The organism is Nitrosomonas halophila (genome assembly GCF_900107165.1).
GTDB lineage: Bacteria > Pseudomonadota > Gammaproteobacteria > Burkholderiales > Nitrosomonadaceae > Nitrosomonas > Nitrosomonas halophila.
Genome location: NZ_FNOY01000018.1, coordinates 1 through 20,797, shown reverse-complemented (window position 1 = coordinate 20,797; position 20,797 = coordinate 1). Strand labels below are relative to the sequence as shown.

Here is a 20,797-nt window from a genome sequence, read left to right as displayed (position 1 = left end):
GGCTGTCCGAGAACAGACTGATCTACTGCGGACGAACCTGCCAGGCTGGATTTTCCGATCCTTTTCGTTGAATAGAACAACTATTCGCCTCAAATGATCGAAAAATCCCGCTCAGCCAGCTTCGTCCTCGCTACGATCGCTATTCTCGGGCAGCCTCCTAGCGCGTATCGTCTGCCGCTGTGCCAGGCGTTATACAAAAAAGAACCCGGCACTCACCTCGTATTGCTTCTGATATACAAGACCCAGTGAAACTGAAACTTACTCTCTCGCACCTCGAATCCCTCCTGCTGCGCGCCTGCGATGACTTGCGCGGCAGCATGGACGCCAGCGAATACAAGGAATACATCTTTGGCATGCTGTTTCTGAAGCGCGCCAGCGACCTGTTCGACGAGCGCCGCGAGGCGCTGCGCAAGCAGTTTGCCGCCCAGGGCATGAGCGAAGCCGACATCGCCATCGAGCTGGACGATCCGGACCATTACTCCGGCAAGTATTTCTATGTGCCGCCCCGTGCCCGCTGGAACCAGCCCTGGCAGGAAGAAGTGATCGAGAACGGCGAGAAAAAGCGCGTTCAGCGCCCGGCGCTCAAGCATGTCAAGGAAAACGTCGGCACCACCCTGAACAAGGCGCTGGCCGCCATTGAAGACGCCAACCCCGACGCCCTGCGGGACGTCCTCAGCGGCATCAATTTCAACCGCAAAATCGGCAGCCGCACGCTGGACGACGACACCCTTGCCGACTTCGTGCAGAACTTCGAGAAGATCCCCCTGCGCGATGAGGATTTCGAGTTCCCCGACCTGCTTGGCGCCGCCTACGAATGGCTGATCAAATACTTTGCCGACTCTGCCGGCAAAAAGGCCGGTGAGTTCTATACCCCCTGGGAAGTGGTGCGCCTGTGCGTCGAAATTTGTGACCCGGCCGAGGGCATGAGCGTTTATGACCCGACGGTGGGCTCCGGCGGCATGCTGATCCAGATGCGCGATTTCCTGCGTGAAAAAGGCGGCGACGCCCGCGAGCTGGCCCTGTATGGGCAGGAAAAGATCGGCACCACCTGGTCGATCTGCAAAATGAACATGCTGCTGCACGGCATTTCCCACGCCGATATCCGCCAGGAAGACACCCTGCGCGAGCCGCAGCACCTGGATGAAACCAACGAACTGAAACGCTACGACCGCGTGGTCGCCAACCCGCCGTTCAGCCAGAACTACCTCAAGAAAGACCTGAAATTCCCCGGTCGCTTCCCGGTGATGATGCCAGAGAAGGGCAAAAAGGCCGATCTGATGTTCGTGCAGCACATGCTGGCCGTGCTCAAGCATGACGGCCGCATGGCCACCGTCATGCCCCACGGCGTGCTGTTTCGCGGCGGCGAGGAACGCGAAGCGCGCAAATACTTTATCGAACAGGGTTATCTGCAGGCGGTCATCGGCCTGCCCGGCAATCTGTTCTACGGCACCGGCATTCCCGCCTGCATTCTGGTATTGAACAAGGCCGGTGCGGACAAGCGCCGGGGTGAAAACGGCAGCGTGCTGTTTATCAACGCCGACCGCGAATACCGCGAAGGCAAGGCGCAGAACCACCTGCGCCCGGAAGACCTGGACAAGATCATCTACGCCTACCGCCAGGGCCAGGAGATCCCGGCCTATGCGCGCCCGGTGCCCATCGATGCACTGCGCGCCGAAGACTACAACTGCAACATCCGCCGCTATGTGGACAACGCCCCGCCGCCCGAGCCCCACGACGTGCGCGCCCACCTGCATGGCGGTGTGCCGATAGTCGAAATCGCCAGCCTCAGCCGCTACTGGCATAAATACCACGGCCTGCAGGACACGCTGTTTGTCGCACGCGATGCCGACTATAAAAACTTCGCGCCAACGCTCACCGGCAAGCGTGACATCGCCGCGCTGATCAACGCCCACCCCGGCGTGCTGGCCGCCCACCAGCAAGTGATGGACACGCTGCAAAGCTGGTGGCGACACAACCTGCCGGTGGTCGAAGCCCTGGCACCGGATGCCACCAACCCGCAAGCGCGGCCCAACAATGTCTATGTGATGCGCAGCCAGTTGCTGAAAAGCATCGAAGCAGCCCTGGCCGGCAACGGCCTGCTGACCGCCTTTCAGGTGCGCGGCGCCTTTGCCACCTATATTGACAGCCTCAAGGCCGATTTCAAATCCATCGCCGCCAGCGGCTGGGGGCCGGAGCTGATCCCCGATGAGGAGCTATTGCAAAGCCAGTTCCCGGAAGTGCTGGCCGAACAGGAGCAGGCCCAGGCCCGGCTGGCCGAACTGCAAGCGCTGTTTGCCGCCGCCGATGACGAAGATTTTGAAGACAGCGATGACAATGGGGTAATGACTGCCGAGCAAGTCAAGGCCCTCAAGGCGCGCCTGAAAGACGCCAAGGGCCAGGCCAAACTGTGCAAGCGCGACCCGAATCTGGGTGATGCCGCCACATGGCAGCGGCAAGCCGAGCAACTGGAAGCGCAACTGGCGCACCACAAGGCGTTGGAGGACGAAGCCAAAACCCTGAAAAAAACCATCAAGACCATCGAACAGAAACGCGACCAACTGGCCGCCAGCGCCCGCGAAAAAATCAGCGTGGAGGAAGCGCGCGGCATCATCATCGAGCGCCTGCAACAGCAGTTGCTCAATATCTACCGCAGCTACCTGCGCGCCGAACAGCGCGCCTGCATCCAGGCGGTGGAGAACCTCTGGAGCAAATACGCCGTCACCGCCCGCCAGATCGAAGCCGAACGCGATCAGGCGGCGCGGCAGTTGCAGGCGTTTTTGGTGGAGTTGGGGTATGAGTGAGTGGAATGAGCTACCACTGGAGCAATTAGCGGATATATCAAGTGGCGGAACACCGTCTCGCGCCAATCCTGCTTGCTGGGGTGGTGACATTCCATGGGTAACACCATCGGATATCACCGCATGCAGAACGAACTACCTTTGCGAGACGGCTGACTTTATCACCAAGAAGGGCTTGAGTTCTTCGTCCGCCAAGCTCTTGCCTAAGGGAACGCTGCTGCTTACCTCAAGGGCAACTATTGGCGATATCAGAATTTCTGCTGGGCCGGTAACTACCAATCAGGGTTTTAAAAACGTCGTAGCAAATGACCAAATAGATGGAAACTTTCTTTTCTACCAACTTAGTCGCTTGAAGGGTAGCTTCGTTAGATATGCAGCGGGCAGCACATTCTTAGAAATCAACCGAAAGGATACGGGACGAGTTTTAGTCCCCTATCCCCGAAGCAAAGCATCTCAAAAAGAAATCGCCCGCATTCTGCAAACCATCGACCGGGCCATCGAACAGACCGAGGCCCTGATCGACAAATACCAGCAGATCAAGGCCGGCCTGATGCACGACCTCTTTACCCGCGGCATCGGTCCCGACGGCCAACTGCGCCCGCCCCGCGAACAGGCCCCGCACCGCTACCAGCAAACCCCCATCGGCTGGATTCCGAAGGAGTGGGAAGTAGGCAAACTTGGAAATATCGCCGATCTAATTGTGGGCTATGCGTTTAAGAGCACATGGTTCCGAGACGAAGGAATTAAGCTGTTGCGCGGAGAGAATGTTGGTTGCGGACGAGCGAACTGGTCGGAAATACGATGTTTGCCATCCATAACAGCAGAATCGTTCGAAGAGTATCTCCTAGATGAAGGTGATGTTGTTATTGGTATGGATAGAACCTTTACTAAGACCGGAGTTAAGATCTCAGTACTGGGCAAATCAGATACGCCAAGCCTACTCGTTCAACGAGTCGGAAAGTTCGTCCCCGTGCGCTGTAGGCCTGAATACCTTAGATGGCTGGTTGTGAGTCCTTCCTATCTTCAAAATCTAGTAAATCAACAGAAAGGAATGGACATTCCCCATCTATCAAAATCAGAAATCCTGGAGCCAAGGGTGCCTGTGCCAACCAAACAGGAGCAACAACTTATTTCACACATGATCGAATCGGTCGAGAGGATTATTGATTCGGAGAATTTGGCTTATGAAAAACTCCAAAAACAAAAATCCGGCCTGATGCACGACCTGCTGACCGGCAAAGTCTCCGTCACCCCCGACCCGGAGCCTGTCCATGGCTGACCGCCTGCCCATCAATCTCGATGACCTGCTGCACCAGCGCCGGGTCGAGGGCGAGCGCATCGAATACAAGGCGGGCTGGAATCCCGATGCCATCATCCGCACCCTGTGCGCCTTTGCCAACGATTTTGAAAATCTGGGCGGTGGCTATGTGGTGATCGGCCAGGATTGCGATGCCAACGGCCAGCCGCAGTTTCCGCCTGTGGGCCTGGCGGAAGAGCAGCTCGACAAGATTCAACAGGAACTGCTGGCCGCCTGCCAGTTGATTCAGCCGCCCTATTTCCCCGCGCTGAGCATCGAACGCGTAGCGGGGCGCGCCCTGATGGTGCTGCAGGCACCCGGCGGCATGAATCGACCCTACAAGGCACCGGCATCGGTTACGGCAAAACACAAAACCTGGTGTTACTACATTCGCCGCTACAGCAGCACTGTGGAGGCCAAAGGCGACACCGAGCGGGAGCTGTTGAGTCTGACGGCCACGGTGCCCTTTGATGATCGCTACGCCCAGCAGGCAAGCGTGGCGGATTTATCCAAACCCTTGATGCTGGAGTATCTGCGCGAAGTGGGTAGTGCGCTGGCCGAAGACGCCGGGAACCTTTCCGTCGAAGCATTGGGGCGGCAGATGAATGTGGCCGGCGGCCCGGCGGAGTCGCCCTGGCCGAAAAATATCGGCCTGCTGTTTTTCAACGAAACGCCGGAGCGCTTCTTCCCCTACACCCGCATCGAGGTGGTGTGGTTTCCCGAAGGCGCCGGTGGCGACCGCTTTGACGAGAAGATCTTCAGCGGCCCGCTGGCCCGCATGACCCGCGAGGCGCTGGGCTATATCCAGCGCAACTACCTGCACGAAACGGTGATCAAGCACCCCGACCGGGCCGAGGCCACGCGGGTGTGGAATTTTCCCTACGCCGCCATCGAGGAGGCGATGGTCAATGCCGTGTATCACCGTGCCTACGAGGAGCGTGAACCGATTGAAGTGCGCATCAGCCGTGACGAGCTGGTGGTGTTGAGCGTGCCCGGCCCGGATCGCTCCATCCGGCTGGCCGATTTCGCCGCTGGCCGGGCGGTGAGCCGCCGCTACCGCAACCGCCGCATCGGCGAGTTTCTCAAGGAGCTGGAGCTGACCGAAGGCCGCTCCACCGGCGTGCCCAAAATCCTCAAGGCCATGGCCGCCAACGGCTCGCCCGCCCCGCAGTTCGAAACCGACGATGACCGCCTGACCTGTGTGGTGAGGCTGCCGGTGCATCCATTGGCGGAGATGCCGGTGACCGAACAAGTCACCCCCGAAGTCACCCAGCAAGTCACCCAGCAAGTCACCCAGCAAGTCATGCCCTTGTTGCGGGTGCTAGCGGGCGAGATGAGCCGAAGTGATCTGATGATGGCTATGGCATTACGCGACCGGGTGAACTTCAGCAGCCTGTATCTGATGCCGGCACTGGAAGCAGGCCTGATCGAAATGACTCTGCCGGACAAACCCCGCAGCAGCAAGCAGCGCTACCGGCTGACCCCGCTCGGTGAACGCTGCCTGCAGGCTCAGCGAGAAGGGGAGAGGGAGTGAGCGAATACACCGAAGCCGAACAATCCTTTTTAGAGTAATCATGGCGGCAGCATGTTATTTGTGCGCCAATTATGACTAATTTAGCCAAAAATTGAATAATAAATTGCTTAAAGATAATTCTTTTGCTAAATTCTGACGTTTATTGCCATTTTTGCCGCGAGAGGTTTTTATGCTCATTGAGCTGAGTGTGGCCAATTTCCGGTCCTTCCGTGAGATGCAAACCTTTACCCTGGCGAAAGGTAAGGGTGACGAGAGGGCGGCCAGCAACACCTTTATTGCCACTGCGGCCAGCAACATCGCGCTGCTGCGTTCGGCAGCCATTTATGGCCCCAATGCCAGCGGCAAGTCCAATCTGTTGCTGGCACTGCAAACCATGAGGCGAGTGGTGCTGGAATCGGCCATCAACCTGCAGCGGGGCGATAAGCTGCCCGTGACCCCGTTTCGGCTGAACCCGGAGACGCGCCAGCAACCCAGCGAATTTGAAGTCACCTTTCTGGTGGATGGGGTGCGCTATCAGTATGGCTTTGCGGCCACGGCCGAGCGCATCCATGAGGAGTGGCTGCTGGCATACCCCAAGGGTCGACCACAACGCTGGCTCGGTCGCGCCTGGAATCCGGATGATCAGCGCTACGACTGGGAGCTGGGCAATAATCTGACGGGTGAGAAACAACTCTGGCAAAAATCCACTCGCGATAATGCGCTGTTTTTATCGACAGCAGTACAGCTCAACAGCGAGCAGTTACAACCAGTGTTTGACTGGTTCAAAAATACGCTGCGACTGGCCAATGTGGGGGGGTGGGGGCCTGAGTTTAGCGCATCATTGTGTGAAAGCAGTGACAAGGCGAAGATTATGGATTTTCTGCGCGCCGCTGATTTGCATATCGACGATATTTTGGTCGAAACCAGGCCGTTTGATCCCGCTGCGTTGCCGGCCGATATGCCGGAGCCGATGCGAGAGGCCATTACTGGCGGTATGAGAGACAAAAAGATTCTCGACATTAAAACCGTTCATAAAGATGATGAGGGCAGCCCTGTTACTTTTGATTTTGGCGACGAATCCGACGGCACTCAAAAGCTGTTTGCCTTCGCTGGCCCGTGGATTGATTCATTGGCTAACGGCTATGTGTTGTTTATCGACGAACTGCACGATAATCTACATCCGCGCCTGGTGGAGTTTTTGGTGCAGTTGTTTCATAACCCGGAAATCAATCCCAACAATGCTCAGCTCGTCTTTACCACACATGAAACATCGATCCTGAACCAGGCGGTTTTCCGGCGTGATCAGATCTGGTTTTGTGAAAAGGACAAGTCTCAGGCCACGGTGCTGTATCCGTTAACGGATTTCAGCCCGCGCAAGGGGCGTGAAAATCTGGAAGCGGCCTATCTTTCGGGTCGCTATGGCGCCTTGCCGTTTATTCGGTCACTCAAGCAGATTGGCTGATGGGTACGGATAACCTGTTTCACAAACGCAAGGCAAAAAGCGCGAATGGGTTACGGCGGCGTGCGGCAAGGCGTGATCCATATCGCTACGCGAGGCGCAGGCCAGCGGGACCGGCAACCCGAGCACGCGCATCCATGAGCTGGTGAATTTTTTGCAGTCGATAAAATCGCCATGATGAATCAGAACAATACCGATCACAACAAAACCCACGAAACTGGCGAGGCTGCTTTTGTCTGAATACACCGAAGTCGAACAACCCTTCCTGCAGCAACTCAAAGCACTGGGCTGGGAGATTATCGACCAGGGGCAGGAGATTCCCTCCGATCCGGCCAAAAGCCAGCGCGTTAGTTTCCGCCAGTGGCTGCTGCCGGAGGTTTTCAACCGCGCTGTTGCCGCACTGAACCCCAGTGCCGATTCTGGCAAGAACGGCGGCACCTGGCTGACAGCCAAGCAATTGCAGGATTTGCAGGAGCAACTGCTGCGCCAGCCCAACCGCACGCTGCTGGAAGCCAACGAGGCGGTGCAGAAGCTGCTGTTCAAGGCGCAGGTGGATGTGAATGAAGAAACCGGCGAGCAGGACCCGGTGGTACGGCTGATCGACTTCGACACGCCGGAAAACAACCACTTTCTTGCCATCAACCAGTTCCGCATCGATACTCCCGGCGCTGTCCGGCAATTCATCATTCTCGACATTGTGCTGTTCGTGAACGGCATACCGCTGGCGGTGGTGGAGTGCAAAAAGGGCGGGCCGACTTGCGCCAACCCGATGGCCGAGGCCTTTGCCCAGTTGCAGCGCTACATGAACCGGCGCGAGGACACCGCCCGCCAGGGGCTGAAGGAAGGCGAGCCACGGCTGTTCCACAGCAACCTGCTGCTGATCCGTTCCAGCGGTGTGGAAGCCGACTACGGCACCCTTACCTCTGGCGAGGAACACTTCTACCCCTGGAAAACGCAATGGCCAGAAGCCGACAGAGTGGCCGAGGGCATGAATGCCCAGCAGCGCCTCATCCATGGCATGCTCAACAAGGCCAACCTGCTGCTGATGCTGCGCACCTGCTCGGTGTTCATGGACACCGATGGCGGGCCACGCATCAAGGTGGTGTGCCGCTACCAGCAGTTCCGTGCCGCCGGCAAGATTCTCCAGCGTTTGCGCGAGGGCAGAACCGCCGAGGAAAAAAGCGGCGTGGTGTGGCATACCCAGGGCTCGGGCAAGAGCTTGACCATGGTGTTTGTGGCGCGCATGCTGCGCGCATCAAGGGATTTGCACGACTACAAGCTGGTGCTGATCAACGACCGCACCGATCTGGAACAGCAACTGGCTGAAACCGCTGCTCTGATCGGCGGTCGGGTGAATGTGATTGACAGCCGCGCGGCACTGCGCCGCGATCTGGCCACCGATCAGTCCGATATCAATATGGTGATGGCGCACAAGTTCCAGATTGCCGACCAGAGCCTGCCGCCGTCGGTGTTCGAGGCGCTGGGCACCTATCTGGCGATTCCGGGCAAGAAGACTTTTGGTGTGGTCAATGCTTCGGATCGCATTGTGCTGATGATCGACGAGGCCCACCGCACCCAGAGCTCGGAGCTGGGCGAAAACATTTTTGAAGCCTTTCCCAATGCCGCGCGCATCGCTTTTACCGGCACGCCACTGATTACTGAACGCCATGGTGAAAAGCGCACCGTCAAACGCTTTGGCGAGTACATTGACCAGTACAAGCTGATGGACGCAGTGGCAGACGGCACCACCTTGCAGATTCTTTACGAGGGCCGCACTTCGGACGCAGCGCTGAACGAGAAGCATGCCTTCGAGACCAAGTTCGAAAATCTGTTCAAGGACCGCAGCGAGGAGGAGCTGCTGGCGATCAAGAAAAAATACGGTGCCACCGGCGATATTCTGGAAGCCGAGCAACGCATTGAAGCGATCGCCAAAGATCTGGTGGCCCACTATCTGGCGCATATCTTCCCCAATGGTTTCAAGGCCCAGGTGGTGTGCCATTCCAAGTTGGCAGCGGTGCGCTACCAGAAGGCGATTCATCAGGCACTGGCCGACACCGCTGCCGCATTGCGCGCCGCACCCGCGCCGGATGCCGAAAAAATCCGCCAGATAGACATGCTGAAAGCGGCGGTGGTGATCTCCGGCGACGGCACCAACGAAGCCGCTTATATCACCGAGGGACGCAAACAGGCGCGCGCCTGGAATGCAGTGGAGAATTTCTGCAAACCCTTTGCTTTTGACGATCCGGACCAACCGTACAGCGCCATCGCCTTTCTGGTGGTGTGCGATATGCTGCTCACCGGCTTCGATGCACCGATCCAACAGGTGATGTATCTGGACAAGAAAATCCGCGAGCATACCCTGTTGCAGGCCATTGCCCGCACCAACCGGGTCAAGAAAGGTAAGCAGCGCGGCTATGTGGTGGACTATGTCGGCCTGACCCACCGCCTGACCGAGGCGCTGACCCTGTACGCCGCCACCGACGAACAGCAGGAACTGGCCAGCGGCCTGAAAAACATTACCTCCGAAGTGCCGGTGTTGCAGGAGCGCTACCAGCGTCTGCTGCAACTGTTCGCCGAACATAAGGTGGTCGGCGTGCGCGACTTTGTCGAAGGCAGGCTCGCCAGCGTGGAAGACGAAGCCGCCGTGGTGCATGCGGCGGTGAAACTGCTCAAGGACGAAAAACAGCGCGCCGACTTTGATGTGTACCTGAAGAAGTTTCTCGCCAGCCTCGATATTATTCTGCCCCATGCCGCCGGTCAGCCCTACCGGGTGCCGGCCAAGCGGTTCGGTTATATCCTGCGCGTGGCCAAAGAACGCTACAAGGACGACACGCTGAACCTGGGCGACGCCGGGCAGAAGGTGCGTGATCTGATCAACGAGCATCTGATCAGCCTTGGCATCAACCCCAAGGTGCCGCCGGTGGAACTGCTTTCCGCCGATTTTATCGAGCAGCTCAACCAGCATGCCGGTGATAATGCCGAGGCCAAGGCCAGCGAAATGGAGCACGCCATTCGCAAGCACTGCACCGTGCATCATGATGAAGACCCGGCCTTCTACAAAAGCCTGTCGGAAAAAGTGGAACAGCTGATCGGCCGCTATCAGGACGAGTGGGAGCAACTGGCCGAGGAACTGGAAAAGCTGCGCAAGGTGGCCGCCGCAGGGCGCCAGCAGGGCAAAGCCGGCATGAGCCGCGAAGCCACCACCTTCTACGAGCATATCGCCAACGAAGCCTTTGATGGCGAAGTGCCCGCCAGTGCTCAGGGAAAAATGCGTGCATTGATGGAAGCCATTGTGGAAATTCTGCAACGGAGCATCGGCAGCATCGACTTCTGGCACAACGCCGACAAACAGAAACGCACCCGCAGCGAGATCAAGACAGCGTTGACGCTGACCGGCATTGGCGAGCTGAAAACGCATCGTGAACGCATCGCCGTGGAGATCATGCGACTGGCCAAGAATCGCCACGATGCCCTGCTGCAAGGAGTCGTCGGGGAGCAGCAGCCATGAACGCCCGCCGTATACGCGACATCGAATACCACCTGCTGCCTGGTAGCCAGCGCCGCACCACCGACATCGTCATCGAACGCGATGGCAAGATTGTGGTGCGCCCACCCGCCGACTTCACCCCGGAACAGGTGGATGCGCTAGTGGAGAGCAAACGCATATGGATCTACCGCAACCTGGCCGAATGGAAAGACCTGAACGCTGCCACCGTGGCGCGTGAGTGGGTCAACGGCGAAACCTTTCTGTATCTGGGCGGCACTTATCGACTGGTGCTGGTCAATGGGCAGGACAAGGCACTGCTGCTAAAAGGCGACCGCTTCTGCCTCAGCCGTGAACTGATCGAACAGGGCGGCACAGACATGGCCCGCAAGGCCTTTGAGCAGTTCTATGCCGACAAGGGGCAGCAGCGTTTTGCCGAGCATGTGGCGTTCTATGCGCCCAGGGTCGGCGTGAGCGTTGCCGGTATCAAGGTCAAGGACATGGGCTACCGCTGGGCCAGTTGCGGTAGGCGCGGCGTACTCAATTTTCACTGGAAGTGCATGATGGCCCCGCCGCGCATCATCGATTACATCGTGGTCCACGAGCTCTGCCACTTCCATCACCGCAACCACAGCGATGCCTTCTGGAACGAGGTGGACAAGGTGCTGCCGGATTGGCGCGAAAGAAAGGAGTGGTTGCGCAAACGCGGGGCAAGTCTGGATATCTAAAAGAGCCATGGTTGCAATACGATAGGGGTCAAGTCTTAAATCATGTTGTACATGCCTACCAAGGACGATAGAAAGCCATTCTGATGGAGAAGGAAAGCTATCTGCTTGAACTCTCCCGCTATGTTGTGCTGAATCCTGCGCGGGCGGGTGGGGTGAAGGATATTGGGCAATGGCCATGGAACAGCTATTCAGCCATGATCGGGAAAAGCAGCCGTCCTGAGTGGTTGCAAACGGACTGGATACTGGGGACAGTTTGGGAAGCGGGCCGTTGCCGCTTATGTGTTGTAACAAGACTTGACCCCATTTCTGCAAGCCTGTTCTCTACTCTACCCTTTTATTTAAGCAGATTGAGTACTTCTTGAACTGTGAGCACCACCGGCAATCGTGCTGGACGTTTGGCGCGCTGCATTGAGTCCAGCCATGCCAATTCGCACCCGAGTACCTCCTTGTATAAAAACAGCAGTGCACACAAAGCCTGATTCTGTGTAGACGCGACCACATTACGTTTCACGGCGAGATGAGTGAGAAAAGATTCAATCTCCCTTTCTTCCATCGTGTTCGGATGTCGCTTCTCGTGAAAGTAAATAAAGCGCTTTATCCACGCAATATAGGATTGCTCGGTACGATAACTGTAATGTTTTAGTCTAAGCTTATCTCGCACCTGATCCAAAAGCCGGGGTTTGTTCATAATATTCATTCGTGGATATAACATAGATTGTTACAATGAAACCTAAATCGGCCTGTTTCCATAAAATTTAAGGAGTTAGTATGAGTATTGCCGTAATAGATTTCATTTTTGACGTAATGTATTGCGTCATTTCGGACGTATAATTGTAGTTAAATTGAAAAGATAATGTTGCCATGAAATCAACCAATCTAAAGCCAAAGATATTGTCTGAGTTACTTGATTTATTCGATCACGACCCATCTCCAGGGGCTCGCCTAACGGTTGACTCTATTAAGGATAGAATCAAAGGAGCCAGTGAGGGTGAAATCGAAAACATGTTAAAGCACCTGCATCACGTAGGTTGTATTGAATACGCAAAACATAGCGGTGTATCATGTGCTGCAATAAACGACAAAGGCATTGGCTGGTTGAATACCCATGAAGAATATCTAAAACAACAATCAATTAAAAACTGGCTAATTAAGCCAGCAGTAGTTGCGTTGGTAGTATCGGCAATTACCGCGCTAACTACCATCACCGTTTCGGGTAATTTAAATAAACAAGAAGAACGGTCAGCATTATGCCTTGAACATTTCCAGCAAAATACAGGAACACTGGGTGAGAAATAATGTCATTCATGTTTTGGACCCTCTGTAAGAATAAATTTAACAAGAAAATTAAGCAGGACGGCTACGCCGCCCCTTATTTTTGGCGTTATGTGTTCCCCAATGACTGACCATTTGAGCCAAATCCGAGATCTGTTTGGTGGCGAGGAAGGCTGGGAGGTCGGAGATTTCATTCACTCATTCGCCGACCCAAAACAAGCAATCCTCGCATGGTCCGTATTTTTCCCTGAGTTTGAAGTTGTAAATGGCCAAGTCGTTCTTGGTCCCCTGCTGCCGGAGCAGCGGTCGCAATTGGAGGAAAGTCAGGGCTCAAGGGAGAGTGCAGGAATTGTCAACTCCTTTAGGTGGCGTGAAGTGCCGTACTTGTTTTCCGTCCGCGATTCCACAAATCGGAGGCACGATCATCACCTGGCCGAGCTTATGGCGATGTCTTGGCTCTTAAAGCTACAAATGGAGTTTCCTGGAGAATCCTGGAAAACACGTGTGTTTTCGGAGGAAGAGACAGGTGGCGTAGTGGGGGTTGGCTTTGAAAACACATAACAAGGCGCTCAAGTTCGTTCCGGCCTTCGGCCTCCACCGGACGCGGCTAACGCCGCGCCGCTTAGCTTAGACGTTAGGCTCTAAAAGCACTGAACGACATGACCAATCAGATAGTCAGGTTAATCCAGCCCAACGTTATAGGCAATCCCAAATCATATTGGGCAATGCACTTTTGTGCGATTTTGGAAACCCTCTGGGAACACAAACAGCTTCAGTTCTCCTTCACCAGGTCTGTTCCTAGTCCTGAGCCCAAAACCCTTTCTAATTTGATGTCAGCCTCGGATCATGGTTTCTTCTCTCGAGTAACAAGTAGTATTCATAATTGGGGGCTGCAGTATTTCCTTTGTCATTATTTAATGAGTCACGAAGGGCAGAACACAATAATCTCCTTACTTGACAGCATTTCGGACAATTACAACGTTGACCTTCGTGCTCAAATGCAGTCGTATGGGGTCTTCGTATGTGGTATTGACTCGTACAGTGGTCACTCTTTCTTGCAGAACACCAATGCTGGTATCTTTGGGTACACCGAGAAAACAATCAGCAATGTATGGGAAGACATCAAATACGTCGATCTTTGTATCCTGATAAGGCGTTCCTCCCAGGAGATGCTTGACACGGCCATACTTGGTGAAGTGGAAGGTAACAATGCCGTCAAACTCTACCGCGAGAGTTTCTGGAACAAAAAATCAAGTTTCTGCTCATTTGGCATAGGAGTAAGAACAGGTCTGGACAGAACCACCATTGAAAATTACAGAACAGATACTGGTGTGAAGACTATTGTCACCTTGGGAAGCAAGTTTCCCGTTATTGAAGATTTCAAAATTGCGGTTGGACTGATGGGCGCTTTCTTTAATATGTCTCCAAGTGCCGTTCTGCAATTTGTCCCAGGGCAGGCGGAAATCGTGGAACTGATCAGGCAGTCGTGGCGCGAACCCGTCGATTCTCTCATAGAACAGCTAAGGTCATTGGTCGTTCGAGTTGATAGTGCCAGTATAGGCACGAATGCACTTTCTATGCACAGTGTCCCAAAGATAATTGCCTAACCAGGGGTTCAACCGGACGCCGGTAAGCTCAGCGGCGGCAAAGCCGGTTAAGCCCAGTGGCGGCGCCGGTTAACCCAAACGTTGGGCAATAACATGACCTACAGCGCGGCGGAACGAGAGGCCATTGGGCTATGCATATGCCTTGAAGCAGTGGGCAATATTGCAAACCATGCACTGCTTACGCTTCGCGATGTTTCCGCATACCCCGGTGAAGCAGAGGTCATCTTTCAAACCAGTGTCCATCGTGATCTATTCTTAATTCGCCTGCTCGATTTCGTCAAAGAAAATGGGAGCAAGCAGCTAACTGGTGTAACTGGTTCTTGTTTGACGGTTCTTAAAGAAGCATGCACTACGAAGTCATTTGACGTTAACGGAAGTGTTACCGACCTAAGGAACTCAATCGAAGCGCTAGAAAATTGGCTCAGTTATAAAAATACCATAACCATCTGGCTGCCGGCCCTCGATATCAACGCAACAATTGATGTGTCCAGACTGGAGTTTTTGAATATCATCGGCAATCACTCCAAACACAATCTTTCTCGTTTGACTGGGGTATCCAGAGACGTTGCCAAAATTCTGAGCAATCATGGGTACTCTGTTCCAGAGGAACAAATACCCCTTGCACTAGACGACTTCAGAGAGCATTTGGCTGAAAACTATTTCGTGTACTACAGCACATGGCTATCAGAGCTTCTGAACAATGTGCGCTGGGGGTTGCAAGCGTATCTGATGCCTACCTTTGCTCATTCATACAGAGCAGGTCTGGAAAACTCTCCAGCCTACAGCTACGAGTACCCCGCTGATATACAAGGGGACGTTACGCGCCAATGGTTCTGGCGACTTATGAATAACGTCAGAGCCAGGCCATATCTCAAGCGATTCGTTGGCGCCCATTATCTGAAGCAGGAGAGTTCTCTTGAGTGGCAACAGTAATGATCGCTTGTCGCCCAACCCGGCAGTCGAGAGGGACGCCGCAAAAGCGCGGCGCCCCTCACTTTTACGTTGGGCAGGCAAATGAAACATAGACATGACCATGCCGCGCAGCTAGTACCTACAGTCGCCAAATCGGCTCCTCGACTTATGACTAATCCACGAACTTTACAGGCTAGCGATGCCGCACTCACCTGAACTCGCCGGCGGCGAGGGCTTCACCTTTGAGGGGGACGCGGTTGCGTTCTATCTCACTGCGTTGCTAGACGAGGCATATGCACCCGGCATCGATGATCGAACCGTTGTTCGCGTATCGGTTCAGCAGCGCGACTTCGGCGAACCGCTCGATGATGTAATCGTCGACTTTGAGGAAGCCGCAAAGAACCCCGCTCGCCTTAGCCTCCAGGTGAAGCGTTCGCTCACTATCAGCGACGCGAAAACGAACACCGACTTTCGCGACATTATCCGCGACAGTTGGGCCACCCTCAAGAAGCCTGATTTCCGCATCAACGCGGACCGCTACGGGGCAGCAGTTGGCACGGTCACCCCTGCCAAAGAACGAGCGCTTAGGACCCTTTGCGATTGGGCCCGTGAAAGTCTGACAGCTGACCATTTCGACGCTCGTTTTGCACAGGGCGGTAGCGCCAGCGAAGACATCAAAGCTGTCAAGAACGACGTCGTTGCTCTGCTGGAAGAGACAAAGCGGGCACCTTGCACGGGTGAAGAAGTGCATCGGTTCCTTGCGCACTTCGTTATGATCCAATTCGATTTCCTTCGAGAAGGGGCCACTGATCCGCCTGATGCCATTAATCGTATTCGAGATTGTCTCGCGCCCGATGACGCAGCTAAGGCTCCCCTCGTCTGGTCAAAGCTCGTTCAGTTAGCCCGCGCATCAGCAGGGAAATCAGGCCAATTTGATCGCGCGCGGCTTGTGCAATTGATCTCCCCTGTCGCACGCCTTCGAGGCGCGCCTTCCTTACGCCTCGACCTTGACAAGTTAACGGAGCTCGCAAAGAGCTACGCGAACCTCATTCCGGACGACGTCGGCGGAACGAAGCTCGACCGCGCCCTGCTCCTTGAGAACGTAGACGCCAAGCTCACCACGGCCCGTGTCGTCCAGGTCCGCGGCCTGCCAGGAAGTGGGAAATCAGTCTTAGTGAGGCGAGCGGTACAACGCGCGCTAGAGTGCGGGCCGGTCCTCTTCCTCAAGGCCGAACAGCTCGAAGGCACCAGCTGGATCAGCTACGCGACCTCGCAGGGGCTCTCTGGTGCTCCCTTGGAGCAACTTCTCGTGGAGATCGGGGCGGCTGGCACTCCCATTTTGTTCATCGATGCAATCGATCGCATTGAGAGGGAGCGCCAGCCCATCATCCTCGACGTGATCCGTACCATCATGGGGTCGCCGTTACTCGATAATTGGCACCTCGTTGTCTCTCTTCGCGACACTGGGATTGAAGTGCTTCGCAATTGGTTAGGCCACTTCCTTGATGTCCTTAAGGTCGAAACTCTTGAAGTTGGTCAGCTGAGCGACCAAGAGGCTGAGACACTCGCAAAAGCCAAGCCACACCTGAGGCCGCTTCTGTTTGGATCACCCCAGGCGAAAGAAATTGTCCGACGACCCTTTTTTGCGAAGGTGCTGAACCAGAGTCACGTGGCCGATCCCAGCGCCCCGACATTCGCCCCTCAATCTGAACTCGATCTGATCGAGAATTGGTGGCGACGGGGCGGCTACAACGAATCCGGCCAAAGCGCGATTGGACGCCAACGCGCGCTGCTCGACTTGGCTCATGTTCGCGCCCGCCAGCTTAGCCAGCCGATTGGCCTTAGCCAGCTCACCTCGGTCGCACACATCGATGATCTAAGATCGGACGGCATACTCCAAAATGCTCGCGAAGGGATCTCCGTCCGCTTCGCTCACGATATCTTCTTTGAATGGGCCTTCTTCCATGTCCTGGCGGAACGCCGGGCCCGATGGATGGAAGAGATTAAGGTCTGCGGCGAGCCACCCGCGGTCGCACGCGTCGTCGAACTCGTTTCCCAATGGGAGTACGCGCGGGGAGAAGACTGGACGGCGTACCTCGCCCAAACCGAAGGTTCGGAACTTAGAGCTCAATGGCTTCGAGCGTGGTTGGTCGGTCCTCTCGGAACTTCTAGGTTCGAAGTTGATGAGGGCCAATTCGCGACGGCCGTTTTTGCCGACGACTTCCGCCTGTTCAGAAAGGCGCTCGTCTGGTTTCAGGCGGAGAAGACCTCCCCGAATGCGAACATCCTAGCTGGTGACCTCCCACAGGAGCAACGCCAACGGTTCGCTGATCTTCTCGGTTGGCCTTCCGACTTTGCCGCGTGGCGTCGCCTCATCGCCTTTATCCTCCGGCGCATTTCAGACATTCCGCAGAGGCTCTATCCGGAGATCGTCGCTATCTTCGAGGTCTGGCAGAACGCCTTAGCCGACCTTCGCAACCCGACTTCTCGCGATCTTCTACAACAATGCGCTTCTTGGCTCGCCGCCATCGACGCGATTAGTACCGCCAATGGGCCCGACGAGAACTCTGCGTACTGGGAGAAGGTGCCCGGCTTGGACGCTTTACGAAAATCCCTGGGCCAGATCCTCTTAAGATCGTCGAGAGCCGAGCCGACCTTTGCGGCCGACTATTTGCAGCGGGTCTCCAACTCAGAGCGCATCCGAGACGATGCATTTCATGACATCATCGCCTACTCACGCATCCTCGCCCAATCGCTTCCCCAGTCGGTGGTTGGGCTTTCACTAGCGTTCCTGCGAAAGGAGCTTCCAGACGAGCAAGTCGCCCGCGAAAAGCAGGAACTTCATGACACAGCTGAGTGGCGCAAGGTAGTCCTGGCGAAGCCGGAAACCGAGCGCTCGCGTCAAGAAAAAATGGCGCTCTCGGGTGGGTTTTATCTGCGAACCGTCGGCGATTTCAGCTACCACGACTGGGAAAGGCTTTCGATCCACGACGACCACCGAAGCTTCTGGCCTCCTTCGCCGCTTCGAGAGCCCTTTCACTCGCTTTTCCAATCATCGCCCGACGAGGCACTGAGGCTCTGTCGCAAGCTCTGTAATCACGCGATGACCGCGTGGCGACAGCTGCATCGTCACTCACACGACCGTGGGGGCACCCCTATACCGCTCGAACTGACATTTCCCTGGGGCACCCAAAGGTTCTGGGGCACCGACCAGGAGTATCTTTGGTTTCGGTCGACGTGGGCGCCCCAAGCCATCGGCTGCGGGTTTATGGCGCTCGAGGAGTGGTGCTTCGCCGAGCTTGCGCGCAGCCGGCCCGTTGACGAGCTGATCCAGCAAATCGTGGAGGGGAACGAGTGCATCGCCATCCTGGGTATCGCGTCGATGCTCGCGCTCCACACCGAGACGGTGTCCGAAGCAACGTTGCCGCTCGTCACCTCACAGCGCCTGTTGGCGGCAGACCATAACCGATGGGCGCAAGACCTCTCTCCGACTGCTAGCCTAATCGGTTTTACGTCTCGCACCGACAGGCCTCACATTGAGGCGATCCAAGCAGCAAATGCCCGGCCGGTACGCAAGACACAGCTTAGTTGCATGGTGCCAAGGTTCGTCTTTGCGACGGGGCCGATCCGCGACCGAGCCAGGCAAGCGATCCTTAACTTCAAGAACGATCTGCCCTATCAGTACGAAGAGCACCGAAACAATCCGAGGGAACGGGAGCACCTCACAGCTCAGGCCCTCGAATATGCCGAGCTGGCGGACCCGCAAAACTATCAGGCCTACCGCACCAAAGAGGATTCAGACCAGATTGCGATTGTCCATGTGAGCCCTTCTGCCGCCAAGCCTGAAAATGTCGCTAGGGCAGAGGAGGCTTCTAAGCGGCTTAAGCAAACGGGCCTTTGGACGTGGGCGTCCAAGTCCTTCGAAGAGAAAACACTAAGCGACACCTACACGGTCGAGGGTGCCATCGCATTGGCCAGGGAAGCGGACGCCAGCGACTTGTTCGAGCACTCGAACGAGGAGAACGAAGAAGAGCTTTTGGGTATGCGTCGCGGCGCGGTCGCCGCTACCGCTGCCATCGCGCTCAACTTTCGAGACGGGCGCACTCAAGAAGACCTTGAGTGGGCTCGTGACGTCCTAAGGCGCGCGATCCGTCTGCCAGAAAAGCCCGACCTGATGTGGTCGCCCGGTTCAGTCATCCCGTGGCACCAGGCGATCTACGTGGCGCGAGGTCTCGCAGCGGATCTCCGCGAAGGTACAGCGGCCCAAAGTGCGGCTCGCGACCTCCTCGGACTGATTGCACACCCACTTGAAGTCGTTTCGTTGGCCGCGCTCGAAGAAGCCTGCAAGCTTTGGCCAAAGGACCCGAAGCTAACTTGGGCTGCGCTGATCTTGGCGTTTTCCCTCTGCCACGTCCCGCCGCGGCCTCGCGATCAAGCCCGTCAACACGGAGAAGCTCTCCACTCCTCAAGTGAAGCGCAAGCGGCGGTCGACGCGGCGCTTGCGTTCTATAAGAACGGAAGCGGATGGGCCTCCCTTCCGTTACCGCCTCCAGCCTGGGTGAAGGTCGAACCCGGGAAGGGCCGGCGTGGGCATCAAAGCTATGAAGATTACGACGCGGATGATGCGACCGACGCGGCTGAGGTGTGGGGTGAACCGGATGTCTTCTGGCACTCAAAGCAGGCCGCAGAAATCCTCCAGCGCATCCCGTTCGATGAGGTTCTGAACAGCAGCGCAAAGAGCGCACTTCTCGACTTCCTCGCGGGTGTTCTCGACTGGACCAACCAGAAGAATGCGCCACCGTGGGTGAAGCCCAGGCGCCGTGATCGGTCGGCGACCCAAATCTTTGAGTGGACGCATGCGCTCGGATCGCGGCTGGGCCACGTGGCCGGTCTTCTCCCGCTTGCCGACTTTCAGGCCCGCTTCCTTGACCCGATTTTGGGGCTCGAGGGCGAAAATTGCTGGGCTCTCCTGTCTCCATTCGCGAGCACCCACGTCTGCGCTTACGTGTACGATGCGCCGGTCGTTCCAGCCGACGCAGTCGCCACGCTTGACCTCTGTCTTGGGCGACTTCTCCAGGACTCTGCCTTCAAGCGCGAAGCCTACCGGAGCGGAGAATTCTCAGGCTTCGATCAGCCCCAGCTTGTTCGTACCTTAATGTTTGTTTCGGTTGAACGCGCGGACTTGGCCGCTCGCTACGTGAATGGTGACTGGTCCGAAATCAGCCGCATCCTGCCACTGATTGATCGTTTCATTCGTGCCGGCGGGTGGGCTGCTTCCGTGATGGACCCGTTCTTGACGCTCTGTGAGCGAGCTAGGGCCAACTATTCGGCCGAAGCCTTCGCGGACCAAGTGCTCGCAATTATCGGCGACGGACCCGACAACCTAAAGGGTTGGCATGGAACGTTCATTCCGGCGCGAATCGCAGAACTGGTTCAGCACTTTGCACATCGTGACGCACCAATGACGCTGGCTATAGCTCAGAATTTCCTGCGGATCCTCGACATGCTGGTCGACATGGGCGACAGGCGAAGTGCGGCGCTTCAGCTTGGTGAGGCATTTCGCGAAGTTCGTTTGCCCTCCTAACCATAGAAGCTCGTGCCATTAGTGCGTATGCGGCTACCTTGATTCTATACTAGTACCCAAAGCTTGAAATATATCGGATAATTTGCCATTTTTTTGATTGAACAAGCAAAAATTGCATGGCCCGCCCTTTATTCCCACTGACG

13 protein-coding genes are annotated in these 20,797 nt (G+C 56.1%); 11 read left to right on the top strand and 2 right to left on the bottom strand.

Annotated elements, in window-relative coordinates; translation table 11 throughout:
- Window positions 1–245 precede the first annotated feature (245 nt).
- The 4 genes from BLV85_RS06145 to BLV85_RS06130 all read left to right on the top strand — a co-directional run bounded on the left by BLV85_RS06145 (window position 246) and on the right by BLV85_RS06130 (window position 7,070).
- On the top strand, window positions 246–2,801 hold the full coding sequence (locus BLV85_RS06145; protein WP_090413333.1) for a type I restriction-modification system subunit M: 2,556 nt from the start codon (window positions 246–248) through the stop codon (window positions 2,799–2,801).
- Window positions 2,794–4,077 carry a restriction endonuclease subunit S gene (locus tag BLV85_RS06140; protein ID WP_090413331.1) on the top strand — a complete coding sequence of 428 codons (1,284 nt, stop codon included), beginning with the start codon at window positions 2,794–2,796 and terminating at the stop codon, window positions 4,075–4,077. Before BLV85_RS06145 ends, BLV85_RS06140 begins: the two co-directional genes overlap by 8 nt.
- Window positions 4,070–5,629, top strand: a complete 1,560-nt coding sequence (locus tag BLV85_RS06135) for a Fic family protein (protein WP_090413329.1) — start codon at window positions 4,070–4,072, stop codon at window positions 5,627–5,629. The genes BLV85_RS06140 and BLV85_RS06135 overlap by 8 nt, the downstream gene beginning before the upstream one ends.
- 169 nt (window positions 5,630–5,798) lie before the next feature.
- On the top strand, window positions 5,799–7,070 hold the full coding sequence (locus BLV85_RS06130; RefSeq protein WP_090413327.1) for an AAA family ATPase: 1,272 nt from the start codon (window positions 5,799–5,801) through the stop codon (window positions 7,068–7,070).
- On the opposite strand, the gene BLV85_RS15140 is transcribed toward BLV85_RS06130, so the two are convergent.
- A complete protein-coding gene (locus tag BLV85_RS15140) occupies window positions 7,050–7,313 on the bottom strand; it encodes a hypothetical protein (RefSeq protein WP_176973952.1) in 264 nt (87 codons plus the stop codon). The genes BLV85_RS06130 and BLV85_RS15140 overlap by 21 nt on opposite strands.
- Between BLV85_RS15140 and BLV85_RS06120 the strand changes: the two genes are divergently transcribed.
- Window positions 7,300–10,575: a type I restriction endonuclease subunit R gene (locus BLV85_RS06120; protein ID WP_090413318.1), complete on the top strand. Its 3,276-nt coding sequence runs from the start codon at window positions 7,300–7,302 to the stop codon at window positions 10,573–10,575. The two genes, BLV85_RS15140 and BLV85_RS06120, sit on opposite strands and share 14 nt — an antisense overlap.
- On the top strand, window positions 10,572–11,279 hold the full coding sequence (locus BLV85_RS06115) for a M48 family metallopeptidase (RefSeq protein WP_090413316.1): 708 nt from the start codon (window positions 10,572–10,574) through the stop codon (window positions 11,277–11,279). Before BLV85_RS06120 ends, BLV85_RS06115 begins: the two co-directional genes overlap by 4 nt.
- Window positions 11,280–11,613: 334 nt before the next feature.
- On the opposite strand, the gene BLV85_RS06110 is transcribed toward BLV85_RS06115, so the two are convergent.
- Entirely contained in the window at window positions 11,614–11,967 is a 354-nt protein-coding gene (locus tag BLV85_RS06110) for a phage integrase N-terminal SAM-like domain-containing protein (protein WP_342707053.1), read from the bottom strand.
- 173 nt (window positions 11,968–12,140) lie between these two features.
- Here BLV85_RS06110 and BLV85_RS06105 point away from each other — a divergent pair, with 173 nt between their 5' ends.
- From BLV85_RS06105 to BLV85_RS06085, 5 genes are all read left to right on the top strand, one after another.
- On the top strand, window positions 12,141–12,575 hold the full coding sequence (locus tag BLV85_RS06105) for a hypothetical protein (RefSeq protein ID WP_090413312.1): 435 nt from the start codon (window positions 12,141–12,143) through the stop codon (window positions 12,573–12,575).
- Window positions 12,576–12,674: 99 nt separating this feature from the next.
- A complete protein-coding gene (locus BLV85_RS06100) occupies window positions 12,675–13,112 on the top strand; it encodes a hypothetical protein (RefSeq protein ID WP_090413310.1) in 438 nt (145 codons plus the stop codon).
- A gap of 98 nt (window positions 13,113–13,210) precedes the next feature.
- Window positions 13,211–14,158 carry a hypothetical protein gene (locus BLV85_RS06095; RefSeq protein ID WP_218132783.1) on the top strand — a complete coding sequence of 316 codons (948 nt, stop codon included), beginning with the start codon at window positions 13,211–13,213 and terminating at the stop codon, window positions 14,156–14,158.
- Between the two features lie 93 nt (window positions 14,159–14,251).
- Window positions 14,252–15,091 carry a hypothetical protein gene (locus BLV85_RS06090; protein WP_090413308.1) on the top strand — a complete coding sequence of 280 codons (840 nt, stop codon included), beginning with the start codon at window positions 14,252–14,254 and terminating at the stop codon, window positions 15,089–15,091.
- A 178-nt stretch (window positions 15,092–15,269) separates the two neighbouring features.
- Complete coding sequence (locus BLV85_RS06085; protein WP_090413306.1) at window positions 15,270–20,654, top strand: NACHT domain-containing protein; 5,385 nt, start codon at window positions 15,270–15,272, stop codon at window positions 20,652–20,654.
- Window positions 20,655–20,797: the final 143 nt, after the last annotated feature.